This is a genomic window from Lysobacter enzymogenes, assembly GCF_900106525.1.
Taxonomy (GTDB): domain Bacteria; phylum Pseudomonadota; class Gammaproteobacteria; order Xanthomonadales; family Xanthomonadaceae; genus Lysobacter; species Lysobacter enzymogenes.
On sequence record NZ_FNOG01000006.1, the window covers coordinates 144,336 to 157,350 of the forward strand.

At 67.7% G+C, this 13,015-nt stretch carries 12 protein-coding genes and 4 tRNA genes; 9 read left to right on the forward strand and 7 right to left on the reverse strand.

Annotation, left to right across the window (positions count from 1 at the left end; all coding sequences use genetic code 11):
- Window positions 1-106 precede the first annotated feature (106 nt).
- Window positions 107-589, forward strand: a complete 483-nt coding sequence (gene tadA / locus BLU84_RS16065; RefSeq protein WP_267889186.1) for a tRNA adenosine(34) deaminase TadA — start codon at window positions 107-109, stop codon at window positions 587-589.
- Window positions 590-774: 185 nt separating this feature from the next.
- Here tadA and BLU84_RS16070 read toward each other — a convergent pair whose 3' ends face one another.
- The 4 genes from BLU84_RS16070 to BLU84_RS16085 form a co-directional block, all read right to left on the reverse strand.
- Window positions 775-1,386, reverse strand: coding sequence for a DUF8082 domain-containing protein (locus BLU84_RS16070; RefSeq protein WP_074869469.1), 612 nt, complete (start codon window positions 1,384-1,386; stop codon window positions 775-777).
- Between the two features lie 43 nt (window positions 1,387-1,429).
- Window positions 1,430-2,566, reverse strand: coding sequence for a Cache 3/Cache 2 fusion domain-containing protein (locus BLU84_RS16075; protein WP_074869472.1), 1,137 nt, complete (start codon window positions 2,564-2,566; stop codon window positions 1,430-1,432).
- 744 nt (window positions 2,567-3,310) lie between these two features.
- Window positions 3,311-3,793 (reverse strand): DUF2721 domain-containing protein, encoded by a 483-nt coding sequence (locus tag BLU84_RS16080; RefSeq protein ID WP_074869475.1) that lies wholly within the window; start codon window positions 3,791-3,793, stop codon window positions 3,311-3,313.
- Window positions 3,794-4,026: 233 nt separating this feature from the next.
- Entirely contained in the window at window positions 4,027-4,512 is a 486-nt protein-coding gene (locus BLU84_RS16085; RefSeq protein ID WP_074869478.1) for a DUF2721 domain-containing protein, read from the reverse strand.
- Window positions 4,513-4,576: 64 nt separating this feature from the next.
- Between BLU84_RS16085 and orn the strand changes: the two genes are divergently transcribed.
- Entirely contained in the window at window positions 4,577-5,161 is a 585-nt protein-coding gene (gene orn, locus BLU84_RS16090) for an oligoribonuclease (protein ID WP_074869483.1), read from the forward strand.
- A 236-nt stretch (window positions 5,162-5,397) separates the two neighbouring features.
- Here the strand turns inward: orn and BLU84_RS16095 are convergent, their stop codons facing one another.
- Both BLU84_RS16095 and ppsA read right to left on the reverse strand, forming a co-directional pair.
- Entirely contained in the window at window positions 5,398-6,393 is a 996-nt protein-coding gene (locus BLU84_RS16095) for a mechanosensitive ion channel family protein (protein ID WP_074869487.1), read from the reverse strand.
- A gap of 8 nt (window positions 6,394-6,401) precedes the next feature.
- Complete coding sequence (gene ppsA / locus BLU84_RS16100; RefSeq protein WP_074869493.1) at window positions 6,402-8,780, reverse strand: phosphoenolpyruvate synthase; 2,379 nt, start codon at window positions 8,778-8,780, stop codon at window positions 6,402-6,404.
- A 157-nt stretch (window positions 8,781-8,937) separates the two neighbouring features.
- Between ppsA and ppsR the strand changes: the two genes are divergently transcribed.
- The 7 genes from ppsR (at window position 8,938) to BLU84_RS16135 (ending at window position 12,111) form a co-directional block, all read left to right on the forward strand.
- On the forward strand, window positions 8,938-9,759 hold the full coding sequence (gene ppsR, locus BLU84_RS16105) for a posphoenolpyruvate synthetase regulatory kinase/phosphorylase PpsR (protein ID WP_074869496.1): 822 nt from the start codon (window positions 8,938-8,940) through the stop codon (window positions 9,757-9,759).
- A gap of 388 nt (window positions 9,760-10,147) precedes the next feature.
- Window positions 10,148-10,699, forward strand: coding sequence for a DUF1249 domain-containing protein (locus BLU84_RS16110; RefSeq protein ID WP_074869504.1), 552 nt, complete (start codon window positions 10,148-10,150; stop codon window positions 10,697-10,699).
- Window positions 10,700-10,744: 45 nt separating this feature from the next.
- A tRNA-Ala gene (locus BLU84_RS16115) sits at window positions 10,745-10,820 on the forward strand.
- Between the two features lie 58 nt (window positions 10,821-10,878).
- Window positions 10,879-10,954: transfer RNA gene (locus BLU84_RS16120), tRNA-Glu, on the forward strand.
- Window positions 10,955-11,041: 87 nt separating this feature from the next.
- Window positions 11,042-11,117, forward strand: a tRNA-Ala gene (locus BLU84_RS16125).
- Between the two features lie 58 nt (window positions 11,118-11,175).
- A tRNA-Glu gene (locus BLU84_RS16130) sits at window positions 11,176-11,251 on the forward strand.
- 221 nt (window positions 11,252-11,472) lie between these two features.
- Complete coding sequence (locus BLU84_RS16135; RefSeq protein WP_074869509.1) at window positions 11,473-12,111, forward strand: DUF1294 domain-containing protein; 639 nt, start codon at window positions 11,473-11,475, stop codon at window positions 12,109-12,111.
- A 134-nt stretch (window positions 12,112-12,245) separates the two neighbouring features.
- Here the strand turns inward: BLU84_RS16135 and BLU84_RS16140 are convergent, their stop codons facing one another.
- Entirely contained in the window at window positions 12,246-12,992 is a 747-nt protein-coding gene (locus BLU84_RS16140) for a hypothetical protein (protein ID WP_074869512.1), read from the reverse strand.
- Window positions 12,993-13,015 lie beyond the last annotated feature (23 nt).

Sequence of the window (13,015 nt, forward strand, 5' to 3'; positions counted from 1 at the left end):
GCCGCCTGCGGCCGCCGTCGCACCCGCGCAGGATGCGGGCGCGGCGCGGCTGCACCATAATCGCGCCCGGGCGCCGCGCTTCGGCGGCGCCGGAGCGAGAACCCGCGTGAGCGAGCAGCAAGCCGAGATCGACCGTTACTGGATGCGCCGGGCGCTGGACCTGGCCGAGCGCGCCGAGCGCGAGTTCGACGAGATCCCGGTCGGCGCGGTGCTGGTGTCGGGCGCCGGCGAAATGCTCGGCGAGGGCTGGAACCGCAACATCGGCCTGCACGATCCGAGCGCGCACGCGGAAATCGTGGCCCTGCGCGAAGGCGGCCAGCGCATCGGCAACCACCGCCTGATCGGCAGCACCTTGTACGTGACCCTGGAGCCGTGCGCGATGTGCGCGATGGCGATGGTGCACGCGCGGGTAGCGCGGGTGGTGTTCGGCGCCTTCGATCCCAAGACCGGCGCCGCCGGCAGCGTGTTCGACCTGCTCGCCGACCCGCGCCACAACCACCGCGTGGCGGTGCTCGGCGGGGTGCTGGGCGAAGAGGCGGGGGCGCGGTTGAGCGCGTACTTCCGGCGCAAGCGCGGCAAGCCGGTGTGAGCGTGGCGGGGCGGTTGCGGGGATGGGCTGGCGTCGGCGCGATCGGATAGCCCGCGGTCGCGACTCGCGTCGCTCCTACAGGGCGAGCCCGTGGCCACGTCCGCTCCCTGTAGGAGCGACGCAAGTCGCGACCGCGACACAACGCCTGCGACGAACCCCGCCATCGCGCGGCGCCGCCCGCCGCCTCAGCGCAACGCCGCCAACGCCTTGCGCGCCTCCTCGCTGAAGCGCTGCGCTTCCTGCTGCGAATACAACTGCCCGGCGAGCTGGACGATGGCGCGCTGCGGGTCGCCGCCGGCGGCGTCGAAGGCTTCCTGGCACAGCATGCCGGCGATCGGGCCGAGATAATTCAGCGCGATCTGCTCCAGTGCCTGGCGCACGTGCGGATTGACCACGACCGCTTCCACCGCAGGCGCGCCCGCCGACGCGGCGCCCGGCGCCGGCGAGGGCACCGCCGCAGGCGCGTACTGGTATTGCTGTCCGCCCAGGTCGTGTTCGAACCCGCCCAGCAGCCATTCCACCGAGCTCTCGGCCAGCGGCGCGCGCCCGGACGGCAGCGCGGCGATGCCGCTGCTTTCGAAGCGCATCTTGGCCGCGGCCACCATCGACAAACGCTGCACCGCCTCTTCGTTGCGCAGCATCCGGTACACCACTTCCTGCACCTGGCCCTGGTGCAGGCGCACGATGCAGGAATGGTTGTCCTCGGTGACGACGTAGGCGAAGCCGGACGAGCGCTTGTGCGCCAGCGACTTGAGCTCGCGCAGCACCTGCACCAATGGTCGGAACTCGTTGCTCATGCCGGGCTCCCTGGATCCCTAGGTTCGGCGTGGATGGACCGGGTCAACGCGAGAGCTTGGCCAGCCGCTCCATCGCCACGCGCACGCTGTAGGACAGGCGCGAGATGGCGCGGGCGAGCTTGCCGATCTCGTCCTTGAGTTCGGTTTCCTCGATGGTGTGGCCCCACTTGCCCACGCTCAGTTCCTCGGCCACCACGGCCAGGTGCTGGATCGGCTTGAGCACGCGGCTCCAGATCAGCGCCCACTGCAGGCCCAGGATCAGCGCGCACACCAGCAGGCCGATGCCGCCGATCCACAGCGACTGGCGCGCGATCGCCTTGTCCACGTCGCTCTTGGGATAGGCCGAGACCAGGCTGAAGCCCCAGCCCGGCACTTCCTGGCGGCTGATCACCCAATTGCCCGGATTCTCATGGGCGATGCGGGTGATTTCGACCGGATCGGCGGTGGCGCCGGTCTTGGAGTGGAAGCGCAGCTTGTCCTTGCTGTCGAACACGGCGATGAAGCCCGAGTCGAGCACCTGGCTGCCGTCGACGACTTCGGCCAGCGCGTTGAGGTCGGTCTTGTAGCCCACGTACCACACGCCGATCGCGCGCTGCGCGTCGCTGTCGGCGAAGATCGGCTCGTAGCCGGTGACGTAGGGCGTGCCGAGGATGTCGACCACGCCGTAGAAGTTCTCGCCCTTGCGCATGCGCCCGATCACCTGGCCGAGCGGATCGAGCTGGGTGCCGATGGCGCGGCTGCCGTCGTCCTTGCGCACGTTGGTGGCCACGCGCACGAAGTCTTCGCCGTCGCGCGCGAACAAGGTCGCGGTGCCTTGGGCGATGGCGGTGACGCCGTCGACCAAGGCGAAGTTGTTGGCCTGCGACACGCCGCCGAGCACGAGGTCGTTGGTGGCGCGTCCGCCGACGGTGACGCGGCCGCCGAGGCTGGCCGTGCCGAGCCGGCGGCCTTCGGTGCGCAGCAGGCGCATGGCGTCGTGGGTGCGGTCGAGCATCACCGAGCGGGTGACCGAGAACAGGCCCTGCAGCGCTTGCGTGCGCCGTTCGACGAATTGGTTGGCGTCGGCGCGGACGTGGCGCGCTTGAGTCATCGCCAGCACCACGGTCAGCACGACCACGGACACCAGCACCAGCGCGAGCACCGGCAACAGCAGGCGCACCCGCAACGAGTGAAGAAACATCGGATTTATTCCCCTGGAGCGCGTTGATGAACGAATGCGTTTGCGGCCGACGCCGCGTATGTACGCGGGCGATGCGGCGAGGCGCTCCATGCCCGATGCGCGCGCTCGCAGCCGGTCGGCGGTCGCAAGCGTGCGGCATCGTTTTTTCTTTCACAATGCGACGGCGTCGCGCACCGCGGGCGTCGCGGTGCGGCCGGAAAAGGCGGCCTGCGCAGATTCGATGCGGTGGGTGGACGGTGTTTGTGGAGGTAGTGCGCTGCGCGCGTGAGGCGGAAGAGTCGTTCGGTCACGCGGAGCTGCAAGTTCGGTGTCGTTCGTGGGCGGAGCATATCGGGCGCGGTCCGCTGCGAATCGTGCGTACAGTCGCAGAAGGCTTTGCTGTCGCCGAGCTGTCGCGCGCGAACGCGGCGAACTGTGCGGAGCGCTGGATTGGCGTGTGCTGGAGGACACGCGGTTCAGCCAGCGGGTTCGGGCGTATCGTGTATACGCTCGTGCTTCGTGCGCATCGTTAGTGCCGAAACGATCTTCGTTCGAACTCGAAACGATGTCGCTTTGGCTCAGCGGTGCGCGTCGGTTGGCGGTCGGCGAAACCGACTACGCGTCCAGGGCGCACTCGCTACCACGCGGATACTGCGTATGTGTGCAGAAGTTGCGTATGCGGCTGCAGTAGCCCGCCTCGATGCGCCCGTTCGTAAGCTGTGACGCAGTTCCGTTTTGCCGCGAGCGCCGCGGCGAGCCGCCGGATCAGTCGCGTTTCCTGCGTCCGTTGTCGCGGTCGAACTCGCGCTTCACTTCGGCGTCGAGCATGCTCACGCTCATGCGCGCTTCGCGGCCCATGTTGATGCAGGCGGCCAGCACCAGCAGCACGCCGCACATCGCGGTCGCGGTCGGCACGCCGTGCAGGCGGTAGTCGGCGAACTGGTCGATGCCGATGGCCAGGCTGGTGCCGACGAAGGCGGTCATCGCGCCGTAGAGCAGCTGCAGGCAGGTCAGGATCAGGCGCACGCGCCGGCGGTGCAGGATGATGCGCGCCTCCAGATAGTTGCGGGCGTGCTCGTCGACGGTCTCTTCCAGCGTCGCCAACTGCTGGCGCATGCGGTCGACCACGCGCGCCAGGCGGTTGTTCGACGACACCAGCAGCGAGGCGGTGGCGGTCAGGAAGAACGCCGGCGTGATCATCGCCGAGACCACGGTGTAGTGCGAACTGAGCAGCAGCGGATCGGGCATGGCGTAGGCGCGCAGGCGCGGAGCGGGGCGCCGTCGGCGCCGTGGAGGCGGGGCCTCCATGATGCCGCAAGCGCGGCCGGCCGTTGCGGAGCCAGGCCGGCTGTTGTGGGAGGGGCTTCAGCCCCGATGCGTTCGGCTCAGGTTGCGACGGGCATCGGCGGCGGATCGAAGGCGGATTGGCGGCGGATCGAACAGCGTCGGGCCTGAAGGCCCTCCCACAAGGCCGCCGGTCGTCAGCCTCGGCTCTTGGCCCAGCGCTTGACCGCGCTGGCGTGGCCGTGGTCCATCTCCTCGTTGACCGCTTCCACCGCCAGCGAGGATTCGCGCGCCAGCAGCAGGCTGGCGGCGAACATCGACAGCACGCCCAGCGCGGCCAGGACGGTCGGCACCAGGCCCAGGCGGTAGCCGAGCACGGCGTCGCCGGCCACGGTCAGGCTGGTGCCGACGAAGAAGCTGATCGCGGTGTAGAGCAACTGGCTGCCGCGCAGGATGATTCGGCTGCGCTTCTTCTGGCGCAGGATGTGGCGCTCGATCAGCTCGCGCTCCTCGGCGTCCTCGGTGTCGGCCAGTTCCTTGAGCAGCACCCGGGCGCGGTCGATGACCCGGGCCAGGCGGTTGTTGGCCGACAGCAGCAGCGAAGCGGTGGCGGTGAGGAAGAACGCCGGCGCCAGCATCGCGGTCAGGATGGCGTAGTGGACGTCGGGGGCGTTGGGGCTCATCGCAGCGCAGCCAGCGGGGGCGGGTGGGCTATCATGCCGCGACACGGATACGTACGGCGAGACCATGAGCGAACACCCCGGACACGAGCGGCACGGACACGAGCACCGGCTGATCTGGATCGACCTGGAGATGACCGGCCTGGACACCGACCGCGACTCGATCCTGGAGATCGCCACCGTGGTCACCGACGCCCAGCTCAACGTGCTCGCCGAGGGGCCGGAGCTGGCCATCGCCCATCCGCAGGAGCGGCTGGAGGCGATGGACGAGTGGAACCGCAACCAGCACGGCAAGTCCGGGCTGTGGAAGCGGGTGCTGGAGCAGGGCGTGGCGATGGGCGAGGCCGAGCGGCTGACCCTGGAGTTCCTGGCCCAGTGGGTCGCGCCGAACACCTCGCCGATCTGCGGCAACTCGATCTGCCAGGACCGCCGTTTCCTGCACCGCTGCATGCCCAAGCTGGAGAAGTACTTCCACTACCGCAACCTCGACGTCAGCACGGTCAAGGAACTGGCGCGGCGCTGGTCGCCGGAGGTATTGGCGGGCATGAACAAGGACAGCAAGCACACCGCGCTGAGCGACGTGCACGATTCGATCGCCGAGCTGCGGCATTACCGCGGCTTCATGGGCAAGCTGGGCGGGCTCGGGGCTTAAGCCTTTCTTGCGGCCTCGCACGAGGCCGCAACGCAGCGATTGTAGGAGCTGCGCAAGCTGCGACCGCGAACCTCGCGAACCGGCGCTGGCGTGAAGTCGACGCGACGCGGCTATACGCGCGATCCAGGTTTCGCCGCAGCTGCATTTGCGCGGTCGCAGCTTGCGCAGCTCCTACAGGGAGATACCCGCCTGCGCGGCGAAGGGGAGGGCAGGCGCCGCTCCCCGCGCGGGAGGCCTTATTTCTTCGCGGGGGCTGCGGGTTTCGCCACGTCCCCATCGTCTGCGACTGCTTTGGTGAGCACCTCGCCGATCGGCCGTCCATCCGCATCGTGGTGGTACACGTGCAGGTCGCGCTGCGGATACGGGATGTTGAGGCCCTTGCCGATCAGCTCGTTGCGGATGCCTTCGACCAGATCGCTCTTGGTGTGGAGCAGGTCGCCGGTCTTGGCCCAGGCGCGCAGCTCCAGGTTGACGCTGCTTTCGGCCAGCGCGGTCACCAGCACTTCCGGGGCGGGATCCTTGAGCACCTTGGGATGCGCCGCGGCCAGCGCCAGCAGCGTGTCCTTGGCGACCTTGAGGTCGTCGTCGTAGCCCACGCCGACGGTGAGGTCGATGCGGCGCTTGGGATTGGCGGTGAAATTGACGATGACCGCGGTGGTGATCAGGCTGTTGGGCAGCACGATCACGCGGTTGTCGACCGTGCGCAGGCGGGTCTGGAACACCCGGATCTGCTCGACCGTGCCCTCGATGCCGGCGGCCTGCACGTAGTCGCCGGCGCGGAACGGGCGCAGCACGATCAGCATCACGCCCGAGGCGATGTTCGACAGCGAATCCTTCAGCGCCAGGCCGATGGCCAGGCCGGCGGCGCCGAGCACCGCCAGCACCGAGGTCATCGGCACGCCGAGCTGTTGCAGCGCCGCCACCGCGACCACCACCACCATCACCGCATAGGCGATGTTGCGCAGGAAGCCGCGGAGGGTGACTTCCATGTTGGCGCGGGTCATGACCCGCTCCAGCGCCTGCGACAGCCGCTTGGCGATCCACAGGCCGATCAGCAGGATCGCCAGCGAGGCCAGCAACTTCAGGCCTTGGGTCTGGGCCCAGGCCATCAGCTTGTCGAAGTCGAAGCCGGCGCCGAGCCCCAGCAGGGACTCGGACGCCTGCGCCTTGGCGGCGGCGGCTTTCGCGGCGGTGGTCTGGGCGGCGTCGGTTGCGGCCTGGATTTTCGCCATGCCGGTACTCAGGCCTGGCCCTTGGCCTTGGCCAGGCGCAGCCAGGTGTCGACCACGGTGTCGGGATTCAGCGACACCGACTCGATGCCCTGCTGCATCAGCCATTCGGCCAGGTCGGGATGATCGCTCGGGCCCTGGCCGCAGATGCCGACGTACTTGCCCTTGGCGCGCGCGGCCGAGATCGCCATCGCCAGCAGCTTCTTCACCGCCGGATCGCGCTCGTCGAACAACTGGGCGACGATGGCCGAGTCGCGGTCCAGGCCCAGGGTCAGCTGGGTCAGGTCGTTGGAGCCGATCGAGAAGCCGTCGAAGATCTCCAGGAATTCGTCGGCGAGCAGCGCGTTCGACGGCACCTCGCACATCATGATGATCTTGAGCCCGTTCTCGCCCTGCTTGAGCCCGTTCTTCTCCAACACCTCGACCACGCGGCGGCCCTCATCGAGCGTGCGCACGAACGGGATCATGACCCAGCAATTGGTCAGCCCCATCTGCTCGCGCACCTTGAGCACAGCCTGGCATTCCAGAGCGAAAGCATCGGTGAAGGACGGATCGACGTAACGGCTGGCGCCGCGGAAGCCGATCATCGGATTCTCTTCGTGCGGCTCGTAGCGCGAGCCGCCGATCAGGTTGGCGTATTCGTTGGACTTGAAGTCCGACAGGCGCACGATCACCGGGTGCGGCGCGAACGAGGCGGTGATGGTGGCGATGCCTTCGGCCAGGCGATCGACGTAGAACTGCACCGGATCGCCGCCGTAGCCGACGATCTTCTCGTCGATCTTCTTCTTGGTCGCCGCATCCTGCTGCGCGTATTCCAGCAGCGCCTTGGGATGGATGCCGATGTGGCTGGCGATGATCATCTCCAGCCGCGCCAGGCCGACGCCGGCGTTGGGCAGCATGGCGAAGTCGAACGCGCGCTCGGGGTTGGCGACGTTCATCATCACCTTGAGCGGCGCCGGCGGCATCTTGTCGAGATCGGCGACGTGGCGCTCGAACGGCAGCGCGCCTTCGTAGATGTAGCCGGTGTCGCCTTCGGCGCAGCTGATGGTGACGGTCTGGCCTTCCTTGATCGTGTCGAGCCCGTTGCCGGTGCCCACGACCGCCGGCACGCCGAGTTCGCGCGCGATGATCGCCGCGTGGCAGGTGCGGCCGCCGCGGTTGGTGACGATCGCCGCGGCGCGCTTCATCACCGGCTCCCAATCGGGGTCGGTCATGTCGGCGACCAGCACGTCGCCGGGCTGCACCCGGCTCATGTCGTCGAGGCTGCGCACCACGCGCGCCACGCCCGAGCCGATCTTCTGGCCGATGGCGCGGCCTTCGGCGATCACCGGGCCGCGCTGGCCGAGCTGGTAGCGCTCGATCTGGGTGGCCTTGGCGCGCGACTTCACCGTTTCCGGGCGCGCCTGGACGATGAACAGCTTGCCGCTGACGCCGTCCTTCGCCCACTCCACGTCCATCGGGCGGCCGTAATGCTTTTCGATCACCAAGGCTTGCTTGGCGAGCTCGTGCACGTCTTCGTCGTTGATCGAGAACTTCGCGCGCAGCTCGGCCGGCGTGTCTTCGGTGCGCACGCGCTCGCCGGGCTGGCTGGAATAGACCATGCGCAGCTGCTTGGCGCCGACGGCGCGGCGCAGGATCGCCGGCTTGCCCTGGGCGAGCGTGGGCTTGTAGACGTAGAACTCGTCGGGATTCACCGCGCCCTGCACGACCATCTCGCCCAGGCCGTAGCTGGAGGTGATGAAAACCACGTCGCGGAAGCCCGACTCGGTGTCCAGGGTGAACAGCACGCCGGAGGCGCCGACGTCGGAGCGCACCATCAGCTGCACGCCGGCGGACAGGAACACGTCCTCGTGCTTGAAGCCGTGGTGCACGCGGTAGGCGATGGCGCGGTCGTTGTAGAGGCTGGCGAAGACTTCCTTGACCTTGCGCACGACATCGTCTTCGCCGGTCACGTTGAGGAAGGTTTCCTGCTGGCCGGCGAAGGACGCGTCGGGCAGGTCTTCGGCGGTGGCCGAGGAGCGCACCGCGACGGCGATGTCGCCGCCGCCGTTCTCTTCGCTGAGCTTGCGGTAGGCCGCGCGGATGTCCTGGTCCAGGTCGGGCTGCAGCGGCGCGTCGATCACCCAGCCGCGGATTTCGCCGCCGGCCGCGGTCAGCGCCGGCACGTCTTCCACGTCGAGCGTGGCGAGCTTGTCGTAGATGCGCTGATGCAGGTCGTTATGCGCGATGAAGGCCTTGAAGGCCTCGGCGGTGGTGGCGTAGCCGCCCGGCACCGAGACGCCGAGGTTGGCCAGGTTGCCGATCATCTCGCCAAGCGAGGAGTTCTTGCCGCCGACGCGGGCCAGGTCGTGGAGGCGCAGCGCGTGCAGCCAGAGGATGTTCTCGTTCAAGACACACAATCTCCGAGGGGGGCTAGGACGCGTCCGGGCGCGGCCAAGAGGATATGATCGCCCGTGCGTCCGGGGCATACAAGCTTGATCTGTCGGGCTTTTTGGGTTGGCACCCGGGCTTTTTGGACTGGCACCGTTTTCTTAGACGAGGTTATCGATGGCAGGCACCCGCCCGGTCTTCTACATTTCCGACGGCACCGGCATCACCGCCGAGACCATCGGCCACAGCTTGCTGACCCAGTTCACCGAGACCCGTTTCGTCACCGACCGCATCGCATTCGTGGATACGGTGGAGCGGGCGCAGGAAGTGGCGGCCAAGATCCGCGAAGCGGCGATCAGCTACGGGGTGCGCCCGGTGGTCATCAATTCGTGCATGGACGGCGAGGTCGGCGCGGCCCTGGCCGAGAGCGGGGCGCTGATGCTCGACGTTTTCGCGCCGTTCATCGAACCGCTGGAGCGCGAGCTGCACGAGACCCGCCAGCGCCGCATCAACCAAGCCCACGGCATCGTCGACTTCGACAGCTACCACCGCCGCATCAACGCCATGAACTACGCCCTGACCCACGACGACGGGCAGAGCGTGGACTACAACGAGGCCGACCTGATCCTGGTGGCGGTCTCGCGCGCCGGCAAAACCCCGACCTGCGTGTACCTGGCCCTGCACTACGGCGTGCGCGCGGCCAACTACCCGCTGACCGAGGAAGACCTCGAGCACGACCGCCTGCCGCCGAGGCTGAGGCCGTTCCGGCAGAAGCTGTTCGGGCTGACCATCGACCCGGTCCGGCTGCAGCAGATCCGCCAGGAGCGCCGGCCCAATTCGCGCTACGCCAAGTTCGAGACCTGCAAGAGCGAGGTCGCCGCGGCCGAGGCGATGTTCCGCGCCGAGCGCATTCCGACCCTGAGCACCACCCATACCTCGATCGAGGAGATCGCCAGCAAGGTCATGACCACGCTGGGGATCCATCGCGAGATGTTCTGAAACGAGGCGCGGGCAAGAGCTGCGGCGCGCTGCATGGCGCGCTTCGGCTCGTGCGCTTGCGAGCCGCGCGTTGAAGTGCATGCGTTGAACGGGTCGGACTGTTCAGGACGGCCGTTGCGGCTCGCCGCGAGCGCGGCCAAGCCGTTTCCATGGCGCCTCGGGCGCTGTCGCGGCCGGCGCGATGCGCGCAGGCGAAGCTGCCGGCGACGAGGCGGCTCAGAAGCGGGGAGATGGGAATGCGCGATGCTGAATGGAGGCGGGCGGGGCGCGCGTTTCGCGAGGCCTTCCGTCGAGCCTGCCGGCATTGCGAAAGAGCCTATAATTTAAGGGTTTTTCGTCATTCCGTCAATCCTGCCGCGAACGCTGCGCAGCGTGTAGGATCGCGTGCATGACCCAAGCCGCTTCCCGTTTCGCGCGCATCCCCAAGCTCAGCCGTTTCGGCTGGCTGATGGGCCTGTACGCCGAGAACCACGAACGCCTCACCCGCATGTTCGAGCCGGCCGGGCTCGCGCGCGGCGTGTACCTGTCGCAGGTCGGCGACGGCCTGGACCTGCGCCTGGACGTGCTGGAACAGCATCGCTACACCACCGAAATGCGCTTGACCTACGCATTGCTCGATCCGCTCACCGGCGAGCCCGATCCGTCGGCCTATGTGCGCCTGTACCACGACGCGCATCAGGTCGAGGCGACTCACTGTTACGTGGGGCGGCGCTGGCAGGACGCGATCGGCATGTATCCGCCGCCGGCGCAGGTGCTCGGCCATCGCATGCGCATGAATACTTTTTTAGGAAAGTGGCTCGAGTATCTAGCCGAACGCGGGCATGGCATGACAAGATTGCGCCCCGTCGAACTCGACCCGGCGCCGCCCGGTTCCAGCGAGGATGATCCTCACGGAACAGGGCACACCGGAGCGGCAAAAAATTCAGCGATGAATGCTTGACGACTTCGCTGAACGCCCGCTAAGATGTTCGTCTTTCCAGCCCGTGGGGCCATAGCTCAGCTGGGAGAGCGCCTGCATGGCATGCAGGAGGTCGCCGGTTCGATCCCGGCTGGCTCCACCAACTCTTCGAACGCGTGAAAGGGTTTCGAAAAGTTTCGCGGTTACTCCAAACCAGTTTTGTCCCCATCGTCTAGAGGCCTAGGACATTACCCTTTCACGGTAGCGACCGGGGTTCGAATCCCCGTGGGGACGCCACACACTAAAACCCCCTGGCCACGCGGATAGATATTGAAGCCCTGCGATTTTGGGGTTTCATCGCGACACCCAGAGTTTCCAGCGCGTGGGGCCATAGCTCAGCTGGGAGAGCGCCTGCATGGCATGCAGGAGGTCGCCGGTTCGATCCCGGCTGGCTCCACCAACTTTTCGAACGCGTGAAAGGGTTTCGAAAAGTTTCGCGGTTACTCCAAACCAGTTTTGTCCCCATCGTCTAGAGGCCTAGGACATTACCCTTTCACGGTAGCGACCGGGGTTCGAATCCCCGTGGGGACGCCAATCAGTACAAGCGCTTGGGGCCGCCGAAAGGCGGCCCCAAGTGTTTTGCGCGGGCGGAATTGCGTTGCGGCCGGGCGATGCGCTCGTCCATGGCCGCGCCATCGCGCCGTTCCGCGGGCAAGCCGGGCGATTTACGCTTGGCCTCGCGGCCTGGGACAGGTGCGACGCTCCATGCGACGTTGCGGCGGCCCGCCAGCGAACCTCGACCAAGGAACGATCGAATGCGACAAGCCGGCCGGATCTGCGAGTGGAACGACGACAAGGGCTACGGTTTCGTCGCTGCGCACGACGGCGGCGCGCGCGCGTTCGTGCACGTCAAGGCGTTCCAGGCCGGTTCGCGCCGGCCGGCGGTCGGCGATCTGGTTTCGTATCGGGTCGCCAACGACGCCAAGGGCCGCGCCAATGCGGTCGAACTGCGTTTCGCCGGGCAGCGGATCGAGCGGCGGCCGTCGTCGTCCGCGTCGCCTTCGCCGCTGCGCCGCATTCCGCGACGGGCCTTGGGCGTGTCGGCCTTGCTGGCGGTCGCGGCGCTGGGCGCGCTGGGTTGGGTGCCGGTCGCGGTGCCCTTGGTGCAGGGAGTTTTCAGCTTCGCGTCCTACATCGCCTATTGGTGGGACAAGGATGCGGCGGGCGCGGATCGGCGCCGCACGCCCGAAACCACGTTGCATCTGCTCGATGCGTTGGGCGGCTGGCCGGGCGCGTTGATCGCGCAGCAGCAGTTCCGCCACAAGACGGTGAAGGCTTCGTTCCAGGCGATGTTCTGGGTGACGGTGTTGCTCAATCTAGCCGTCGTGGCCGCCGCCGTGCATATGGGCTGGGCGCGCGCGTTGACGGGGTTGTTGCTCGACGGCCGCGTGTAGCGGCGAATCGCCGACGTTGGGCGAGGCGCATCGGTAGCCCGAGCGGCCCGCAGGATCTTCGTGCAGGCCTCAAAGCAAAACCCCCGGCATGGCCGGGGGTTTTGCTTTCCAGCGAAGTGATTGCAGCGACGGATTTACTCGGCCGCGGCCGCGTACATGCCGTTGTGCACCGTCTCGACGATATCGTCGGCGGCGCCGGTGGACCAGGGCTGGCCCTTGGCCGGGGCGTACAGGGTCAGTTTGGCCGGGATCGTGCGGCTGCCGGCCTGGCCGAGCGCGCGGTCGAACTCGGCGACGCCTTCGAGCAGCTTCTTGGTCTTGAGCTTGGCCGGCGCGCCCTTGCTCGCCAGCACCTCCTGCAGGCGCGCGTTCAGCGCGGGCACGGTGCATTCCATCGCGACTTCGGCGATGCGGCCGTTCTTGACGTACTCGTTGGCGTATTCGCGGCTCGACAGGCTGCGGCACTCGGCGCCCGAGGCGAGCAGGTTGACCCGCTTGATCGCCGCGGCGACGGCCGGCTTGGCCTTCTTCTTGTCGACCTTGGGCATGTCCTCGAGCATGGCGTCGGCGAAGCCGTCGTACTGCGCGTCCATGGCCGCCGCGTCGGTCAGGGTGATCGGGGTTTCGCCGTTGGCATACAGCGGCTTGAGGTAGTCGTTGAGCTGGGCGGTGGCTTCGGCGTCCTGGCGCAGCGAGATGCGTGCGTACAGCTCGGCGACCTGTTCGGGCTTGAGCGTGTTCTTCGGCGCGACGGCCTTGGCCGCCTTGGCGGCCTTGGACTTCGACGGCTTGGCGGCGTGGGCCGGAACGAACGCCGGCGCCAGCGCGGCCGGGATCAGCAGGGCGGCGAGAAGCGCGTTGCGCAGGGAAGGGGAGGGCATGGCTGCGGTCCTTTGCGAAAGGT

Coding starts and splice junctions, on each gene's coding strand:
- BLU84_RS16140 (WP_074869512.1), bottom strand. CDS start 12,992: ATGCCCTCCCCTTCCCTGCGCAACGCGCTTCTCGCCGCCCTGCTGATC.
- ppsR (WP_074869496.1), top strand. CDS start 8,938: ATGGCAGGCACCCGCCCGGTCTTCTACATTTCCGACGGCACCGGCATC.
- BLU84_RS16135 (WP_074869509.1), top strand. CDS start 11,473: ATGCGACAAGCCGGCCGGATCTGCGAGTGGAACGACGACAAGGGCTAC.
- BLU84_RS16095 (WP_074869487.1), bottom strand. CDS start 6,393: ATGGCGAAAATCCAGGCCGCAACCGACGCCGCCCAGACCACCGCCGCG.
- orn (WP_074869483.1), top strand. CDS start 4,577: ATGAGCGAACACCCCGGACACGAGCGGCACGGACACGAGCACCGGCTG.
- BLU84_RS16070 (WP_074869469.1), bottom strand. CDS start 1,386: ATGAGCAACGAGTTCCGACCATTGGTGCAGGTGCTGCGCGAGCTCAAG.
- BLU84_RS16085 (WP_074869478.1), bottom strand. CDS start 4,512: ATGAGCCCCAACGCCCCCGACGTCCACTACGCCATCCTGACCGCGATG.
- BLU84_RS16075 (WP_074869472.1), bottom strand. CDS start 2,566: ATGTTTCTTCACTCGTTGCGGGTGCGCCTGCTGTTGCCGGTGCTCGCG.
- BLU84_RS16080 (WP_074869475.1), bottom strand. CDS start 3,793: ATGCCCGATCCGCTGCTGCTCAGTTCGCACTACACCGTGGTCTCGGCG.
- BLU84_RS16110 (WP_074869504.1), top strand. CDS start 10,148: ATGACCCAAGCCGCTTCCCGTTTCGCGCGCATCCCCAAGCTCAGCCGT.